Source organism: Rhizobium laguerreae (assembly GCF_019778565.1).
Taxonomy (GTDB): Bacteria; Pseudomonadota; Alphaproteobacteria; order Rhizobiales; family Rhizobiaceae; genus Rhizobium; species Rhizobium laguerreae.
Map to the genome: position 1 here is coordinate 129,247 of NZ_JAAXQT010000006.1, position 17,136 is coordinate 146,382.

Here is a 17,136-nt window from a genome sequence, read left to right on the forward strand (position 1 = left end):
TCCATAGGAGGGAGTTTACCATGCAGAATTCAGACAGGCCGACGATAAAGAATGAGGCGGAATCAACCTGGATCCCCCGGGCAGAGCAGCCCGCACCGCGCTGGCGTCAAATCGGACTGTGGAGCGTCAAGCTTCTCCTTGCTGCGACCTTCATCGCCGCCGGCAGCGCCAACCTCTACGGCCTGCCGATGTTGGTTCAGAACTTCGAGCAGATCGGGCTCGGGCAGTGGTTTCGGTATTTCACCGGAACACTCGAGTTGATCGGCGCGGCCGCGCTACTCGTCCCGGCTGTGGCCTCGCTCGGTGCGCTTCTGCTCGCCGCGATCATGGTCGGCGCCACCTTGACCCATCTCTTCGTGCTGCCGGGCTCGCCCGTCCCCGCGATCGTGCTCTTCGCGCTGAGCGTGATGGTAGCCTGGGCGCATCGCGACCAGAACGCGGCGCTGGCCAGCAAGATCCCTGTCGACCGCGACTGAGGACACGAAGGTCGTCAACGCTCTCCCCTTCACGTTCCCAGGCTCATGTCATGTCACGGCTCGGACGGGCAGATGCTCGCCTTGGAGGATGAAGGTTTTGACGCGACTTTCTCGCTGATTGGCGCCAGCATCTTTCCTGACTGGCGGCGAGGGCTTGCGGAACAAGTTCGCGTGACCCGGACGGGCGGCAAAGCATGCGTCGCGACGTGGCGCAAGCTGCCTGGCGGTGGCCCCTTCCTTGTTATGGCGGAAGCGCTTCGTGCCGTTTATCCGAATATGGCGCCGCCAGCGCCGCCCGAAGGGTTCACAACGCCGGACCGACTGGGCGCGGAGCTCAAGGGAGCAGGCCTCTCTGCGCTCGAGATCGAAGAGATCGAGGTCGTCTGGGAAGTGCCTGCTGGCCAGTCCTACTTTGACGACGTTCGGGAATTGCACGGCTACATGGGTGCTTATGCCACGCTCGATGACAATGAACGTCGCCGGGTGGATGGCGCGATCTTAACGGTGGTCGACCGGATTGCAACGGACAACCGGGTTGTGCTGTGCTCGACTGCGGTTCTGGCCGTGGGAACGAGACAGTGATCACTCATTCGAATTGTCGCAAAGGTTGCGCAGACTGTTTCAAACCCTGGCGCGTAAGGCCTGCGCTTCGTTCTGCAATCGGTTTATCCCTCTCCACACAAAAGTGTGAACAGCCTGGATGTAACGTCTACGCAGCCCGTGACGAAGAAGGCAGGTCGCGTTCGTTCAACGGAAGGATAACACCATGACGATCTCATTACGCCCCATTCTGCCACTTGCAGCGGCTCTTACCCTTTCCTTCGCCTCTGTCGGCTTTGCCGCCGAGATTTTTACGACGAATGGTGTGGCCATAAACGGCTATGATCCGGTCGCCTATTTCACCGACCACAAGCCTGTGAAAGGGTCGGACAAATACACGGCAACCTACCGAGGGGCGAAGTTTCACTTTGCATCCGCCGCACATCGCGATGTTTTCGCCGCCAACCCCGGGCACTTTGCTCCGCAGTATGGCGGCTATTGCGCCTTTGGAACGGCGCAGGGCCACAAGGCGTCGACCGAACCGCAAGCCTTTACCGTGGTCGATAACAAGCTCTACCTCAACTACAATGACAGCGTCCTCAAGACGTGGAGGCAGGACGTCAGCGGGTATATCAAAAAGGCCGAAGCAAACTGGGATAAGGTCAGGGTACAACCTGATCCGTAAATCCCGATGCCGACATGAATTACCTATCCGCTCGTTTGCGGATAGGTCCCTTTTCAAGTTGACGACGGCGACGCCTGCCGAGCCGAGCAAAGAGGCCGCCGGAAAATGTCTGATTGCCGCCAGGCTCGGCGCGGTTGCGAATGCAGTGCGTCAGAAACAAGATGACAATCAAACTCTGGCCCTCAACTTTGCCGGTTACGTCGCCCTTGTCATCGGCAAGACAACTCATACCGGCGTCCTTGGCAAAAACCACTTGCACGACGTGATCAAGCGACAGTTTTAAGTCCGGCGAGTAAGTTCGAGCATCGCGAGCTCGCGAAGGATGGCGTCCTTATCCTGATCGACATGCGGCGGCGCCCGATCGAAACGAACGGGGGTTGCGGACATTTTGAGCGGGTTGCCGAGCAGGCGGACGGTTTGTCCGTCCACTGTTTCCATGGGCATGATCATTTCACGCGCCAAGGTATGCGGATTGGTCACGACCTGGTCGATCGTGGCGACCCGGCCTGCAGGGATTTCGGCATGGACAAGGCGCTGCTCCCAGCTTTCGGCGGTGTCGGCTTGCAGAGCCTCGCTCACAAGCCGGTCCAATGCATCGACATTGACAACGCGATCACGGTTGCGGCGAAACCGCTCGTCGCCCGCCAGATCGGGACAGCCGATCGCCGTACAGAAGCGGGCGAACTGCTGATCGTTTCCGACTGCGATGGCGATTTCACCGGCAGCCGTTGCGAAGGTCTGGTAGGGGGCGATGTTGGGATGCCGGTTGCCGATCCGATTTGGCACCTTTCCCGAAACCAGATGGTTCGTCGCGGCATTGATAAGCCAGGCAACTTGCGCGTCATAAAGCGCCAGATCGATATACTGGCCTTCGCCCGTGCGGTCGCGATGGCGGAGAGCGGCGAGGATGCCGACGGTCGCATACATGCCGCACATGACATCGGCGATACCGAGGCCGACCTTGAGGGGCCGGCCACCGGCCGTGTCGCTTTCGCCCGTGATGCTCATGATGCCGCCCATCGCCTGGACGAGAAAATCATAGCCGGTTCGCTCGGCATAGGGTCCGGTTTGACCAAAGCCGGAAATCGCACACCAGACGATATTCGGTTTGATCTTGCGAATATCCTCATAGCCCAGTCCGCGCCGGTCGAGATCGCCCGGCTTGTAGTTTTCGATCACCACGTCCGAGATAGCCACCAGCCGCTCGACAAGCGCAACACCTTCATCGCTGGCGAGATCGATGGCTATCGATCGCTTGTTGCGGTTGGCGGACAGGAAATAGGCGCTGAGATCACTGTCGCCGCCATCGGCACCTGGCACGAAGGGCGGTCCCCAGCTGCGCGTGTCGTCGCCAGTATCAGGCCGCTCGACCTTGATGACATCGGCCCCGAGATCGGCGAGCAGCTGCGTGCAGGTCGGTCCGGCGAGAATCCGCGACAGATCGAGGATGCGCAGACCGTCCAGGCTGGCGGGTTTTTGATGGTCAGACATTAGTGATTCTCACGATTTCCAGGGGGAACTCTTGAACCAGCGTACGAGATAGGCGGTTCCTACGAGCACGCCGAAGCCAATCAGGTTTCCAACTGCCTCTGCAGAAGTGGTGCGACCGGCATGATCAAGCGCAATACCGATCGGCTGAGCAATCACGATACCGGTGATGAAGACGGCGAGCGATTGCTGGCCTACCACCGTCAGAACGCGCACGGCAGGGCCGCGCAGCCGGAAACCCTTCTTGCCGACGAGATGTACGGCGATGTAGCAGAGCGCCATGAAATGAACGAAGCGCAACAGGCCGAAGTCGGTCTTGTCGGTGAGGGGGAAAAGCGTGGTAGCGGCCATTTGGAAGGCTGGATGCGCATCGTGGAACCGTACCCAGGCAAACGGCACAGTCAGGATCACGACGGCAATCGCGAGCGCCATCAACCTGCGATCGAAGCCGGGCGCTGGAAGGCTGCCGCGCATCAGGAAGAAACCCGTGAAAAACAGCAACTGCCATCCGAAGGGGTTAAAGAACCACGGACGATCCGACCAGGGCTCGGCGGGCAGCCCCGTAAAGCCGAACTGCGTCGCCAGCCACAACGCTGTCATGAGCGCAAACGGCAGGAATCGCTGGATTTTCGACGCGAAGATCATCACCGGCATCAGCGCCAGGATGACGATGTACATCGGCAGGATATCGAAATAATTCGGCACGTAAGTCAGCGTCAGCAAACCGACGAGGAGGTTGCCGGGGTCCTCCATGAAAGGCACGAGGTTCAGGCTGTCGACATAGGTGACGCCGTCATAACGGGTTCCGGCAACAACCATGATGGCGGCGACGACAATGAAGACAACAATGTGGGCCCAGAAGATTTGCCAGATCCGCTGTGCAACGCGGGCGATGAGGGCAAGTGCGCCGCTGCGGTCGAAGGTCGAGCCGAAGGCGATGGCCGAGGCCATTCCCGATTGGAAGACGAACATTTCCGTGGCGTCGGAAAAACCAAAGCGCGCCGGAATCCACAGCGCCCATCCGTTGTTTGGGATATGGGCCAAAAGAATGATCAGCATGCCGACACCACGGAAAAAGTCGAGCCGCGGATCACGGGCGCGCTTGACCTTCTGAGGGGCTGAACCTGCCGCCTGGTTGGCCTCAGAAGGCACCGTCGTAGGCGCTTGCATCGAATTTGCAGGCGATGAGGGTGAAGCCTTCGCGCTCGCGGGCTGCCTCAAGCTCGTTACGGAAGTCATCACAATTCTCCACATTGAAACCATAACCGCCGAAACCTCGCGCGACAGCGGCAAAGTCAGTTTCGCCGAGCGTGACGCCGGCCGATTTCAGACCGGCGGATGCCTGCTTCAGAGCAATTAATGCCAGGCTGCGATCCTGAAAAAGCACGATGGTGATCGGCAGATTAAGATCGCGTAGCGTAGCTAGTTCGCCGATTCCCATCTCAAGACCGCCGTCGCCCATCACGGCGAAAACCGGACGTGATGGATCGGCGACCTTGGCACCGATCGCAAGCGGCAAGGCGGCGTTCATGGTGCAAAAGCCCGCCGATTGCAGCAATGACATGGCCCGTGGCGCAACCCATTTTTGCGACAGGAGAATGCGATGCGCTCCGCTGTCGACTGTGACGATTGCTTCCTGACCGGTGACGGCATTGAGCGCCTCGATAATTGCGTGCGGTCCCCAACTGCCATTGCTTGCGAATAAACAGGCAAGTTCGTTTTTCACGGCGGCGGGTTCGCCGTCCGTCCAGGTCTTGTCCCCCGCGTGAATATCGGCCAGCGCCAGTAGATAGGATCGAGGTGCAGCGTGGATTCTGGTTCCGGCATGATGCATGCCGTGGTCCGGGGCAGTATCGGAAATCTCCACAAGCTTGGCTGGATCTCCGACGAAATCCAGCCAGCCGAGCCGCATTTCAATTGGGTCGTAGCCAATCAACAGGACCAGATCCGAATCCCGGACCAGGTTCAGAAGAATTTGATCCGCCAGCGGTGACAATCCGGCCGCACCAAGCGACAGCGGGTGGTTCTCGGGAATGATGCCCTTGGCCTTATAGGTCGTGATAACCGGTGCGCCAATTTTTTGGATCAGGTGCTGGAGTGCCGGACCAGCGTGATCTCGCACGGCGTCAAGACCAGCGATAAAAAGCGGTCGTTGCGCCCGGCCGATCCTTTCAGACAGTGTGTGAACGGCCGGATCCGTCATTGTCACCGAGGGCTTCAGAAGCTTCGGAGGCGAAATGACATTCAAGGCTGGCGACACCGCGGCAGCAGTCGCCGGAGACAGGTCGAGATGGACGGGACCCATCGGCTCCGTCATGGCAAGCGCAAGGGCACGAGCGACCGCGGAAGCAGCGCTCTCGGGCTCGATTTCGAAAGAAGCTTTGACCAACGGGCGGAGCAACTGGGCATGGTCGATCACCTGATGGGTGTAACGCGCACGGGTCGGACGGTCGACAATGCCGGATATGACGATCAGAGGGACGCGCTCCTGGGCAGCGTCGGCGATGCCGTTGACCGCATTGGCAAGGCCCGGGCCCACGGTCGTCACGAGAAGTTCCGGGTTTTGCGTCATCGCGCTCGCGCCTGCCGCCATGATCGCCGCCGCGGTTTCATGGCGTGCTAGGTGAAAGACGATGCCTGAGGCCTCCAGGCCGTCTATCAGCGTGACCACTTCTCCGCCCGGCATGCCAAAGGCATGACGGACGCCATGGGCATGAAGCGTCCTGGCGACGATGTCGGCAACTCTCGGCGTTACGAAGCTCTCAGCGGTCACTATCAATCTCTCGAATCCGGTGAAATGGGCTGTGCTCAGCGCTCACTGGTAACTGAAACCTTGCACGGGTAGAAAACCTGCCCGCGGAACCGGGCAGGCCTAGTCCCACAACAGGTCTAACGTTCCATGCGGCGGACGACAAACGCGACAACCATACCAAACAGCATGTGCCCGATCAGCGATGCCCAGGTGAGAGTAACAAAACCGAGAAACGCCGGTTGGCCGCCAAACAGGTGTGCCATGACGTAAAGGGCGAAGATCCAAAGACCGATGCCGAAGCCGATACCTGTCAATAGCAACGGCAGCTTGGGGACGATCAGCCGCTGCAACGGCCGGGCGATGAACAGGTAGCCGATCGGATAGAAAACGATACCCACGATCGCGTGGATGGCTTCGGCCAGCAACAAATTGTTGAACCCGAACACCGATTGAACGAGAGCGGCCGGCTCCAGCGGTCCGCCAACCCACAGGGGCGTGATCAGCCGCGCCCAGATTTCCCAGGTAATACTCGCGGCAAGTCCGGAAAGAATAATCGTCCGGCCGAGGCTCGGTTGCATTTCAGGGAAGATGCTTGTCTTTTGGATTTCCATCATAGACATCGTGTTTTCCTTCTTTGAGGTGAGATCAGGCAGGCAAACTCACGCCAACCGAATGTTCGATCGATTTGAACAATCGGTCGTCGGCCTTCAGCTGTTGGCGAATCTGGCCGATACGCGAGACACCGACATTATTGCCATCGCTCGCCATCGCCCTGGCCAGCGCGAGCACGAAGAAGTCGCGCTGTGCGTTGCTGCCGCCGATCTTCGGCAGGTTCGCCACCATGCGTTCGAGCATGTGGCGGTCCGCCGGAGCATGGAGACCTGTGAGAATGTGCGCCATCGGTACACCGATCTCGGCGGCGACGCGGCCTTGGTCATCCATACGAAGCGCTTTGGCTTCTATATGCGATACAAGCTCCACTGCTCCATCGCGGTCACCAACGGCAACCATGGCGGCAAGATTGTGCAGAGCTGCAAAAATCAAGGTCGTGTCCGCCTTTCGACGATGGGCTATCTCTGCCAGATCTGTCCAGCGATCACCGACGTGAACTCCCGATTGCTCCATCCGCCACAGAAGCGAGACGGCATTCGCCATGTCTCGGAAATCGTCGGTTTGCTGTGGGCGAACGTCGTCGTCGTAGATCTGCAGCACCCGATCATGATCGCCGCGTTCCAAGTGCAGCAGACCGAGATGCCAGGCCATATGAAAGGAGAAATTGTTGCAGCGCGACCAGGCCTTGCGGCTGGCCTCGAGCCAGTCAATACCTTCTGCCGTATTGCCACGCATCTCGAAGACATGCGAGACGGCGTGAAGGCCCCAGGAATCATCGGGCTGCAGAGCAACCGCAAGCTGCCCCGCGGCAAGCGCCTCGGCATACCGACCATGCTCTTCAAGCGAAAACGCGTGGCAACCAAGAACAAAGCCTCTCGCCGTTGTGCCGGTGTCAAGGCGAGCGACTGCACGCGTGCTTGCCCGCAGCATGCCGCGGGCATCTCCAAGCATGAAACGTAGCGCCTGCGAAATCTTAAAGGGCAAGAACGTCACCGACCGATCCTCGAAACCGTCATCGAGAATATCCGCCGCACGCGAAAACGAGCCTTCGACGGCGGCCTCCAATGCTTTCACAAGGGTGCGCTCGTCACCGGTTCCTCCGCCTCTCACCGCCAGCGCTGCCTTCGCATCGACGAATGCCTTGGCGGCAGGTTCGTCAAGCTCCGACCGCGCCAATATCAGATTTGCAAAGCCCTTCAGCGCATGGCCGGCAACGTGATGGGGGTCGGCTGCCAATGTCGACTGGATGGCCACGCCAGTACTTGGCCGATGCGCCGCCAGACCAAAAACGGCATTCTCGAATGCCCGTTGTGCCTCGTTGCTGTCAGTGCTGGTCATGAGACCATAAGCATCGCGCTTCATTCGTTTGCTCCATCAGGAGGACGAAATAGAACCCTGAAGATCCCATTACCCTTCGTCCGACAGAGACCTTTACGGTCGCGTCAGGTAGTTCGTTACAGCCGGTCCTGAATTTTTCGCAGCCGCGTCAATATTTCTGGGCTGCGCATAGCGGCGGGAGTTTTTTTAAAAACATAAGTAACAAAACGATGCGCTGCCGCGAATTACGAGAGAGCCTTTGCAGGCGGCCTCAACTCGAAAGGGCGGGACCATCATGAGTGAAGCAACCGGAACAAGCACCGTTGTCATGGTTACGGGCGCAGCAGGAAACCTTGGAAGCGCCGTCGTCAGAGAGCTTGCGGCGAACGGTACGCGGCTCGTCTGTGTCGAGCACAATTCGGAAGCCTTGGAAAAATTGGCAGATTGCCTGCCCGAGAGTAGCGAAACCCTGCTGATCGGTGGCATGGATCTCGCCGATTTGACGTCATGCCAGGAGGCGGTCGAAGAAACGCTGGCGCGATTTGGCCGGCTCGACGCGCTCGCCAATACCGTCGGCGGCTTCCAGACAGGACCGGTCGACGAGACGGGCGTACACCAGTGGGATCAGTTGTTTCACATGAACGCCAGAACCGCTTATGCAATTAGTGCGGCAGTCCTGAAACCGATGCAGCACGCAGGTTACGGCCGCATCGTCCCTGTCGCGGCAGCGCCGGGACTAAAGGCCGGCGCCAATCAAGCCGCCTATGCAGCATCGAAAGGGGCGGTGATCCGGCTTACCGAAGCGATCGCCGCGGAAAACCGCGATAAGCGCATTACGGCCAACTGTATTTTGCCGGGCACGATCGACACGCCGCAAAACCGCTCGGCGATGCCGAATGCGAAGATGGACAACTGGGTTCAGCCAACGGATATCGCCAAGCTCATAGGTTTCCTCGTTTCGCCTGCAGCAGGCATCGTCACCGGCGCGGCCATACCGGCAACCGGCCGCATCTGAGGGTCCGATGGTTTCTGTGTCCGATCCCGTCTCCGCAGGATTGATGCTTTGGGCCGGCATCGGTCTTGCCGTCGCCGTCGCCTTTCTGCTGTTCGGATTCGACAAGGTCGATCCGGGAGCACGTGACGCTTATGCGGTCCGCCCGCTCCTTATCCCCGGGCTCGTTCTCCTCTGGCCGCTGGTCGTCTGGCGGTGGATCAGGCTTTCCAGGGGAGAACCGTAGTATGCAGCGTCGCCATCGTCGCGCTCACGCAGTGATATGGACAGGCATTGCTGTCGTTCTCCCGATCATGCTTGTCGTCATCTTCGCGAGCGTTCCGAAGCTGCCGGTCGATGCACCGGCTGTGCGCCTTGAAGCCATTGCAGCCCAGGGAGATGGCAACCCGTGAGCGTATCCTACAAGCCGGTCATCTGGAACAAGACCAAGATCATCTATGACGCGGTCATGCTGGCCGGGATCTTCATCTACATCCTCATTTTCCTGCGGACCGGCCCAGTCATATCCTCTGCGCTCCGGGATACCGACCTGCCGATCCAGCGGATGCGTGCCTTTGGGTCTCTGGCCCTGCTGATGCTGACCATCGTCCTCGCAATCGGGCCACTGGCGCGGAGCGATGCCCGTTTCATTCCGCTCCTTTACAATCGCCGCCATTTTGGCGTGATGACCACGATCATTGCAGCCACGCACGCCTACTATGTGCTCGGATGGTATTTCTCCTTTAGTCCGTCGCCACAGCTCACCGCACTCTTCACCAGCAATACCAGCTTCACCAGTATCGCCGGCTTTCCGTTCGAACTCTTCGGCGTCCTCGCGCTCGTCATTCTGGCGGTACTTGCAGTAACGAGCCACGATTTCTGGCTTTCCTTCCTGACGCCTCCGGTGTGGAAGGCGATCCACATGAGCGTCTACGTCGCCTATGCTGCAGTCATCCTGCATGTGGCGCTCGGCGCTCTGATCGATCGCCGGGATCTTGCTCTGGCGTTCCTGTTGATCGGCGGATTGGCTGCACTGTGCGTCCTGCACCTTGTCGCAGGTCGGCGGGAGACATCGGCCGACGCGGCTGGATCGCAAGACGCCCCGGAGGCGCCTTGGGTGATCATCGGTGACCTCAGCGAGATTGCCGAAGGCAGGGCGATTATCGGGGCGGCACCGGGCGGTGAGCGCATCGCCGTCTTCCGTTCAAAGGGTGGTCTTTCAGCCGTATCCAATATCTGCTCGCACCAGAACGGGCCTATCGGCGAAGGCAAAGTCGTCCTCGGCTTCATCACCTGCCCATGGCATGGCTATCAGTATCGCCCCGAGGACGGTTGTTCACCACCGCCGTTCCGCGAGCGGATCCGCAAATATCGCCTTCGCATGGAAGGCTCGAGAATTCTGGTCGATCCGGAACCTTTGGCTCTTGGCACAAAGCTGGAGCCGTTGGCGATCCCCGCGGAGTTGCTTCCCGCGGCTGCCACGCCGAAAAAGCAAGGAACGGTTTGATGCTGAGACCCATAGGACGTGGATTTTTTGTCGGTTACTTCAAGACGGTTCCAGCCGATGTCAGGGTGCTGATGATCGGGTTCATCTTGTTCTTCATTGCCACCATGGCGACGACTTCGGCGTTGCTGTCTCTGAATACCGGAAGTCCAGGCGCTGGCAGCTATGCCGATGAGCTCTCCGGAGAGCATCTGATCGGCACCCTGGAGGTGAAACCCTATCCGATTCTTCGTGTTCCCGCCGACGGCACAAAGCCCGCGCGCGCTGTCATGCTGGCGGGCTCGGGCAAGTTCGGGGTTGACGACAGGGCGCTGCCGCTTGCGGGCAAAACCGCACAGGCAGGTGGCATCTTCGTTAAGCGTGGAGACCTGGTCATGTTGCTGATCGGTGGCGAAGACGACCTGAAAGCAGCCGAACCGCAAATGCCGGCCCTGCCGGTCACGTCCGTGCCGGAGAATCTCGGTCGGTGGCGTTTGACGGGCGAGATCTGCGATGGAAAATGCAGTGCTGGCGCCATGAAGCCGGGAACCGGCCTCGCGCACAAGGCCTGCGCCAATCTGTGTATTTCTGGAGGTGTTCCACCGGTCTTCGTTTCCACGGCACCCGTGGACGGCCACATCTTCTTCCTTCTCGCTTCCAAGGACGGAGGACCGATGCCGGCCGCCTTGCTCGACAAGACCGGTTTGCCGGTGGTGCTCGAAGGCAATATCGAACGCCGCGACGATCTGCTAATTTTCAAGATCGACAGTTTCCGCGAGGATGCGGGAGTATGACCCAGAATGTGAGAGGATTCTGGCGCCATCTCTTCGGCCTTTTGCTGGCGCTGATTGCTACCATCGTGATCATCCTCGCATGGCAATATGGTCTGGGCTATCTGAGCGGCACCCCGTTCGAGGAGCTGCGCTACGTGATCTTCGGGATTGCCGTTGTCGGGTTGCTCTCCGCCCTTAATAGCCTGACGCTGAGATTAATGAAGTAGAAAGCAGTCAAGGGTTGAACCGCATAGGGTTGAGTTTTAGATCGTATGTTCTAAAATGGATTGGCAATAGCCTTGGGCAGTCGCCCGTTCCGATCAATGTTCGGGGAGACAGGATATATGGCCAGACCCAGAGAATTTGATGAAGAAAGGGTATTGCTGCTGGCTGTAGAGCGCTTTTGGGAACACGGCTATGAGGGAACGTCAATCCGTGATCTGGCCCAGGCAATCGGGCTTACCACCGCAAGCATCTACAATGCCTTTGGCGACAAGCGCGCATTTTATCGCAAAGCACTCGAATTCTATGTCGAACGGAGCTTCGGCGACCGTGTCGGCCGGTTTGAGACGAAGCCGCCGCATGAGGCGATCGGCGCATTCTTCAACGAGATCATTGAGCGGTCGTTGAGCGATACAAAGCGAAAAGGCTGCATGTTGGTCAATTCCGCGCTCGAGGTAGCACCACATGATGATGAGTTTCAGCGGGTGGTTGCACAAGTCCTGGTGCAGGTTGAGGCTTTCTTCAAGCGCTGCGTCGAAAGAGGCCAGAAAGACGGATCGATCAATCGTTGCCAAAAAGCATCGGACATGGCCGGCACGCTCCTCGGCACACTGCTTGGTATTCGTGTGCTAGCGCGCACGCGTCCAGAAAGAGACCTTCTGGAAGGTCTTATCCGGCCCATTTTTGCACTGCTGGAACCCAATCACAGTCAGACAATCTTATCTCATGATCGATGACATGAACGTTCAAACGCTTGCACGTTTCGGCCCGATATCCCACACGCAAAAAAATGCGGCTGGTCTCTGTAACAATTGCACGAGAACCGCCGAAGAAGGATATGTCGGATGAAAGATCTGGCGCGTGAAAAGGAATGGGCATCCTGGCTGCGTTCCGCGATTGCGGGCGACAGCCATGCCTATCACAAATTTCTGACGGCCCTCACACCACATTTACGGGTGATGGCGCGGAAGCGTTGTGACCAGTTCGGTGCGCCGGCCAGCGAGGCTGAGGACGTGGTTCAGGAAGTGCTGCTTACTATCCATCTCAAGCGGGGGACATGGGATCCGTCACGGCCTTTGGGGCCATGGCTATCGGCAATCGTTCGCAACAAGGTGGTCGATAGCCTGCGGCGCCGTGGCAGTCAGTCAGTACCACTCGAGGACGTCGTTGCTACACTTAAAGCAGACGAACGCATCGCAGCCTCCGATCGCATCGATATCGAACAGATTTTTGGGCAAGCTCAAGGATCCGCAACGAACGATCGTTCAATCGATATCGATTGAAGGGTCGAGTGTTCGGGAAACCGCCGATCGGCTGGAAATGACAGAGGTGGCGGTACGTGTTTCCCTGCATAGGGCATTGAAGGGGTTGGCTGCTCTCTATTCGGGGCGGGTGACATGAAAACTGATGAGTTGATCGAACTGCTCGTGCAGGATACCCCGGTTCGACTGAATCTTGATCATGCCCTGATGCATGCTGCCACTGCCGCTACATTGATCGCCGCCATTTTGTTCTTCGCGGTCATCGGCTTGCGTGCGGACTTCGGCACGGCCATCGAGACCGGCCGCTTCCTGTTCAAATTCGTGATCACGGGATCTCTCAGCTTGACCGGTGGGATGGTCATGTTCCGGATTGGAAGACCGGGGGTCCCGGTTCGGTTGACGGCATTGGGCTTAACGGTTCCAGCTCTGTTGATGAGTGCAGCGGCGATCTTTGAACTGTTGGTCATGCCGTCGGAGACATGGGTGACGCGCATGATCGGGCGCAATTCCAGCCTCTGCCTGACGATTATCCCTTTCTTATCGGTGGGTCCTCTTGCCTGTTTTCTCTACGCGCTTCGATCCGCTGCCCCCACCCGACCCGCGGTCGCCGGAGCTGTTGCCGGGCTCGTAGCGGCAGGGATTGCGGCGACATTCTACGCAGCCAATTGCGATGACGACAGCCCGCTCTTTGTAATGCTATGGTATCCGATTGCCATTTCGATAGTTGCCGGAACCGGTGCTTTGCTTGGCCACAGACTGTTGCGCTGGTAGGTCACGATGGTGAAACCGACATACTTCGTGGCTGGTGAGAGTGGCCAATGGCAGGTCGAGGCAACGCGCGCCATTATTGGCAAGGGTCTAGATGTTGCGCCTCGTCTTAGTGTCATGGACACCGATCAGGTCATATTACCCGATTCGGCGGCCTGGGTTCTGCGCGGAACGGCCGGCAGCGCGCGATACACGACCCGTGTCGAACTCGATCAGCTTGGAGAACGCCAACCACCGTTGGGCCGCGCAACGGCCTGCCTCGCGGTCTTAATCCCGATCCGCAAGTCGGAGCTTTGGTGGTCTCTTGCGCAGGACGAACGCCGGGCCATCATTCAGGAGAGGTCGGCGCATTTTCAGATTGGGATGGACTATTTGCCTGCTGTCGCTCGACGGCTCTATCACAGCCGTGATCTTGGCGAGCCTTTCGATTTTCTCACCTGGTTCGAATTCGCGGAGGAAAGTGCCCCTCAATTTGAGGCCATGCTCTTTCGATTGCGTGCGACTGAAGAATGGCGTTTTGTCGAACGCGAGGTCGAGATCCGCTTGCGGATATGGCAACATGGTTGATGATGCGAAGATAGCCAATCCTGGTAAGGTTGCCCAACAAAGCGGGACGGTCTCGTCAGGCCAGCCGCAAACGGAGTACTTTGAGTGAACACGGAAGACCTGATCAATCTGATATCAGAGGACACACGGCGGCCCGTCAACCTCTCGAAGGCGCTTGCTCTGGCGACAGCTGCTGGCGCATTGGTGGCGGGATTGGTGTTCTTTTCGGTCCTGGGTGTTCGACCTGATTTTGCTCAAGCAATCGTGACTGTGCGCTTCGCATTCAAGTTCATCGCCACCTTGGCGCTGTTTTTTGTGGCGGCATCGCTGATGGAGAGCCTTATCCGTCCAGGGGAGGGCACAACGGCTCGGCGCTGGTTGTTGCTGCTGGCACCAGCGCTGTTGATCGCCGCCGCTACCATCGAGTTGGTCGTCACCCCGGCCGGTCTTTGGGAAAGCAGACTGGTTGGTCACAATGCATTGCATTGCCTGACAGTCATCCCGGTCCTCTCGCTAGCGCCGACCGTGTTCCTCTTTCTGGTGATGCGCCATGGTGCGCCGGATCACCCCGGTCAGGCTGGGGCAATCGCGGCATTGGCTTCCGCCGGTATTGCCGCTACGCTTTACGCCTCCAATTGCCCCGACGACAGTCCGTTGTTCGTCGCAACCTGGTATCCAATCGCCATACTCATTGTGGCCGTTGCGGGCTATTTTGCAAGGCCGACGCTTTCTAAGGTGGTAGTTGCGACGAAGCAGTTGCAATGCCAGGCCCTATCCGTCCGGCGAAAGTCGATGGCGTTCATTATGAACAATCGTCTGGAACGGGGCCGCTGATTGCAAGCCGACAGCTTTGGCTATTCCTGTTCGTAAAGTTGTTCGCGAGAAACCGTCGTCATCCTTTGACGGTACTTTGTTGGCGGGCTAGATTCGACCTTCGCCGCCTACGGCACGCCGCGAAATGGTCGATAGATATCGATAGTCCACAGAATTTTTAGTGCTGCAGCTGCGTCGAAAAATGCTTTAAAATCAAAATGTTAACTTTTGACGTTCCCGTCCACGGTGTGTGGAGCGCATGAATTAATTTTCGTCAATAAAAACAGATGCTTGGTGTAGAAAAAATAATAGAGTGGGAGTAGGGGAATAGCGCATCTTCACGGTCTGAAGGGACCGGAGCTGTTCAGCGGCGTCTACATGTCTCGCGATCGACTGGCCGCGTGGCATGCGGGCGCGCCGATCCCATCCGGTGGATCGTCATAAGAAGGCTCACCGCGTACGCTCCGCTTCTCGCGGGGCTGTCCATATCGCGCGACTGACGCTCGGTAGGTCGCCGGCGACGCTTACCGTCATCCGGCCGGAAGCCGAGCTGCGATTGCTTGAAGCGACGTTGTTCAATCCGCGAATGTTGCGCCGTTTGCGCTTTAGCGACCGACACCTGCAAAGGGCGGAGCCGGTTCGCAATACTCAATCAGCAATTCGGCGAGGACCCGTATCTTCCGTGCGGGATGCTGACCTGGCGGGCGGATGACATATGCACCTGCCGGGGGTGGTGGATAATGCGTCATGACCGGCACAAGCGCGCCGGAGGCTATAAATTCATGGGTAAGGCAATCGGGCAGGTAAGCGATCCCTAATCCTGCTGCCGCAGCGGCGACTAGAGCGGTGCCGTTGTCGGCTTTAAAGCGCCCCTGCGGACGAACCGTGATGATCTTGTCCCCATCCATGAGTTGCCAGGCTTCGGTGCCCTGCATGAGGGCCTCGTGAGCGACGAGTTCCTCCGGCGTCTCGGGCGACCCATGCGCCTTGATGTAGTCCGGGCTCGCGACGAACTTCCCATAGATCGGTCCGACGCGTCTTGCGATCAAGTTGGAGTCCTGAAGATAGCCAACCCGGATCGCACAATCATAACCCTCTGTGATGAGATCGACGAAGCGATCACTGTAGCAGGTGTGGATGTGGAGCTGGGGGTGGCGGCGCGCCATTTCCGCGAGGATGGGAGCGAAGTGAGTCTGGCCGAAGGAAAGCGGCACGGCAACTCGCAAGCGGCCGCGAAGGTCACCGGCGGGTAGGATCGTTTCCTTGGCCACGTCGATCTCGGCGCAGACTCTCGCCGCATAATCTCGGAACGTGGCCCCTGCTTCCGTGAGAGCGGCGCCTCGAGTGGTCCGTGCAAGAAGCTGGACACCAAGTTCCGCTTCAAGCCGGAAGAGCCGCCGACTGACGATTGACTTGGAGACGCCGAGCCGGAGCGCAGCCGACGAAACGCCCCCGGCATCAGCCACTTCCACGAAGGTCTGCAGTTCTTCGATGTCCATTAGCGTTCCCCTTTTCGCGACACAGATTGCCATGAAAGGGTGCTACCGCATCTTGAGTAGGAACGGCAATACTGCTTCCAGGCAACGTCGCCCCTGGCGCATGTCTCCCGCAAAACCAATGCCGCTCATGGGCGGCAGCAAAGGAAGTAATAATGACCTTTCGTAATGGCCTTGCTTCGCTTCTTCGTCCCGAAGATTCGGTACTCGTTCTGATCGACCACCAGCCCTACCAGCTCGCGAACCTGAACAGCCACGATCCGCATGCAGTGGTCAACAACTCGACGGCCTTGGCAAAGGCCGCGAGGGCTTTCGGTGTTCCCACCATCCTGACGAGCGTGATCGCCGATCGGGGTGGTCTGATCTTCCCGCAAATCACCGACGTATTTCCCGGCCAGGAGGTCATCGACCGGACGTTCATCAATACCTGGGAAGACAGGAAGGTCGTGGACGCGGTCAAGGCGACCGGCCGCAAGCAGCTGATCATCGCCGGCCTGTGGACCGAGATATGCGTCGCGATGCCGGTGATCCAGGCGCTCGGCGAAGGCTGGGATGTCACCGTTATCACCGACGCGTCGGGCGGCACTTCGGTCGAGGCCCACGAGGTCGCCATCCAGCGCATGATCGCGGCTGGCGCGAACATGATGACCTGGCTGGCGCTGGCGTCCGAATGGCAGCGCGACTGGGCCCGGACCGAGCACGCCGGTGAGCTGACGGAGGTTCTCAAGCAGCACGCCGCCGGTAGCGGTATCGCGTACCTGTGGGAGCAGCAGCTGCTCAACACGCCTGTGCCTAGAGCATGATGCCGAAAAGTGTCAGCGGTTTTCGGGCGACATCATGCTCTAACTTTTAGAACAGGATGATCTGCACCCGGATCAGGCGCCCGTCCGCTATCGCAGGCATCACCTTTGC

General features: G+C 58.8%; 21 protein-coding genes and 2 pseudogenes. 17 read left to right on the plus strand and 6 right to left on the minus strand.

Translation table 11 applies throughout. The features are described 5' to 3' along the window. The first annotated feature begins 20 nt into the window (after window positions 1–20). From HFO71_RS19380 to HFO71_RS19395, 4 genes are all read left to right on the plus strand, one after another. On the plus strand, window positions 21–476 hold the full coding sequence (locus HFO71_RS19380; protein WP_077977302.1) for a DoxX family protein: 456 nt from the start codon (window positions 21–23) through the stop codon (window positions 474–476). A 45-nt stretch (window positions 477–521) separates the two neighbouring features. Further along, window positions 522–1,058: a class I SAM-dependent methyltransferase gene (locus HFO71_RS19385; RefSeq protein ID WP_276522908.1), complete on the plus strand. Its 537-nt coding sequence runs from the start codon at window positions 522–524 to the stop codon at window positions 1,056–1,058. A 184-nt stretch (window positions 1,059–1,242) separates the two neighbouring features. Further along, window positions 1,243–1,701: a YHS domain-containing (seleno)protein gene (locus HFO71_RS19390; RefSeq protein WP_077977301.1), complete on the plus strand. Its 459-nt coding sequence runs from the start codon at window positions 1,243–1,245 to the stop codon at window positions 1,699–1,701. Between the two features lie 58 nt (window positions 1,702–1,759). Further along, the gene (locus tag HFO71_RS19395) at window positions 1,760–1,984 is read left to right on the plus strand and encodes a hypothetical protein (protein ID WP_077977300.1); all 225 of its coding nucleotides are present in this window, start codon (window positions 1,760–1,762) and stop codon (window positions 1,982–1,984) included. On the opposite strand, the gene HFO71_RS19400 is transcribed toward HFO71_RS19395, so the two are convergent. The 5 genes from HFO71_RS19400 to HFO71_RS19420 all read right to left on the minus strand — a co-directional run bounded on the left by HFO71_RS19400 (window position 1,981) and on the right by HFO71_RS19420 (window position 7,915). Further along, complete coding sequence (locus HFO71_RS19400) at window positions 1,981–3,192, minus strand: CaiB/BaiF CoA transferase family protein (protein ID WP_077977299.1); 1,212 nt, start codon at window positions 3,190–3,192, stop codon at window positions 1,981–1,983. The two genes, HFO71_RS19395 and HFO71_RS19400, sit on opposite strands and share 4 nt — an antisense overlap. Window positions 3,193–3,201: 9 nt before the next feature. Then, complete coding sequence (locus HFO71_RS19405; protein WP_077977298.1) at window positions 3,202–4,359, minus strand: OpgC family protein; 1,158 nt, start codon at window positions 4,357–4,359, stop codon at window positions 3,202–3,204. Next, window positions 4,331–5,962: a thiamine pyrophosphate-binding protein gene (locus HFO71_RS19410; protein ID WP_221988296.1), complete on the minus strand. Its 1,632-nt coding sequence runs from the start codon at window positions 5,960–5,962 to the stop codon at window positions 4,331–4,333. The genes HFO71_RS19405 and HFO71_RS19410 overlap by 29 nt, the downstream gene beginning before the upstream one ends. A gap of 116 nt (window positions 5,963–6,078) precedes the next feature. Further along, window positions 6,079–6,561 carry a hypothetical protein gene (locus tag HFO71_RS19415; protein WP_077977296.1) on the minus strand — a complete coding sequence of 161 codons (483 nt, stop codon included), beginning with the start codon at window positions 6,559–6,561 and terminating at the stop codon, window positions 6,079–6,081. A gap of 25 nt (window positions 6,562–6,586) precedes the next feature. Continuing rightward, window positions 6,587–7,915: a tetratricopeptide repeat protein gene (locus tag HFO71_RS19420; protein ID WP_168257132.1), complete on the minus strand. Its 1,329-nt coding sequence runs from the start codon at window positions 7,913–7,915 to the stop codon at window positions 6,587–6,589. A gap of 250 nt (window positions 7,916–8,165) precedes the next feature. Here HFO71_RS19420 and HFO71_RS19425 point away from each other — a divergent pair, with 250 nt between their 5' ends. The 12 genes and pseudogenes from HFO71_RS19425 to HFO71_RS35865 form a co-directional block, all read left to right on the plus strand. Next, window positions 8,166–8,885 carry an SDR family NAD(P)-dependent oxidoreductase gene (locus HFO71_RS19425; protein WP_245006946.1) on the plus strand — a complete coding sequence of 240 codons (720 nt, stop codon included), beginning with the start codon at window positions 8,166–8,168 and terminating at the stop codon, window positions 8,883–8,885. 7 nt (window positions 8,886–8,892) lie between these two features. Continuing rightward, window positions 8,893–9,108, plus strand: a complete 216-nt coding sequence (locus tag HFO71_RS19430) for a hypothetical protein (protein ID WP_077977294.1) — start codon at window positions 8,893–8,895, stop codon at window positions 9,106–9,108. Window position 9,109: 1 nt separating this feature from the next. Next, window positions 9,110–9,274 (plus strand): hypothetical protein, encoded by a 165-nt coding sequence (locus HFO71_RS19435; protein WP_221988298.1) that lies wholly within the window; start codon window positions 9,110–9,112, stop codon window positions 9,272–9,274. Continuing rightward, window positions 9,271–10,368, plus strand: a complete 1,098-nt coding sequence (locus HFO71_RS19440) for a Rieske 2Fe-2S domain-containing protein (protein ID WP_221988300.1) — start codon at window positions 9,271–9,273, stop codon at window positions 10,366–10,368. The genes HFO71_RS19435 and HFO71_RS19440 overlap by 4 nt, the downstream gene beginning before the upstream one ends. Next, on the plus strand, window positions 10,368–11,138 hold the full coding sequence (locus tag HFO71_RS19445) for a hypothetical protein (RefSeq protein ID WP_221988301.1): 771 nt from the start codon (window positions 10,368–10,370) through the stop codon (window positions 11,136–11,138). The genes HFO71_RS19440 and HFO71_RS19445 overlap by 1 nt, the downstream gene beginning before the upstream one ends. After that, entirely contained in the window at window positions 11,135–11,344 is a 210-nt protein-coding gene (locus HFO71_RS19450; protein ID WP_221988303.1) for a hypothetical protein, read from the plus strand. Before HFO71_RS19445 ends, HFO71_RS19450 begins: the two co-directional genes overlap by 4 nt. 117 nt (window positions 11,345–11,461) lie before the next feature. Further along, entirely contained in the window at window positions 11,462–12,076 is a 615-nt protein-coding gene (locus HFO71_RS19455) for a TetR/AcrR family transcriptional regulator (RefSeq protein WP_221988305.1), read from the plus strand. Between the two features lie 108 nt (window positions 12,077–12,184). After that, window positions 12,185–12,740, plus strand: a pseudogene (locus HFO71_RS19460) (sigma-70 family RNA polymerase sigma factor). After that, on the plus strand, window positions 12,737–13,372 hold the full coding sequence (locus tag HFO71_RS19465) for an NrsF family protein (RefSeq protein WP_077977289.1): 636 nt from the start codon (window positions 12,737–12,739) through the stop codon (window positions 13,370–13,372). The pseudogene HFO71_RS19460 and the gene HFO71_RS19465 overlap by 4 nt, the downstream one beginning before the upstream one ends. Window positions 13,373–13,378: 6 nt before the next feature. Beyond that, the gene (locus HFO71_RS19470) at window positions 13,379–13,936 is read left to right on the plus strand and encodes a chlorite dismutase family protein (RefSeq protein ID WP_244735303.1); all 558 of its coding nucleotides are present in this window, start codon (window positions 13,379–13,381) and stop codon (window positions 13,934–13,936) included. Window positions 13,937–14,020: 84 nt separating this feature from the next. Further along, a complete protein-coding gene (locus HFO71_RS19475; protein WP_338150487.1) occupies window positions 14,021–14,749 on the plus strand; it encodes an NrsF family protein in 729 nt (242 codons plus the stop codon). A 312-nt stretch (window positions 14,750–15,061) separates the two neighbouring features. Further along, window positions 15,062–15,171 (plus strand): annotated as a pseudogene (locus tag HFO71_RS35865) (LysR family transcriptional regulator); the annotation flags it as partial. 162 nt (window positions 15,172–15,333) lie between these two features. Here HFO71_RS35865 and HFO71_RS19480 read toward each other — a convergent pair. Then, window positions 15,334–16,227, minus strand: a complete 894-nt coding sequence (locus HFO71_RS19480; RefSeq protein WP_221988307.1) for a LysR family transcriptional regulator — start codon at window positions 16,225–16,227, stop codon at window positions 15,334–15,336. Between the two features lie 152 nt (window positions 16,228–16,379). Here HFO71_RS19480 and HFO71_RS19485 point away from each other — a divergent pair, with 152 nt between their 5' ends. Beyond that, window positions 16,380–17,027, plus strand: a complete 648-nt coding sequence (locus HFO71_RS19485) for a hydrolase (protein WP_077977285.1) — start codon at window positions 16,380–16,382, stop codon at window positions 17,025–17,027. Window positions 17,028–17,136: the final 109 nt, after the last annotated feature.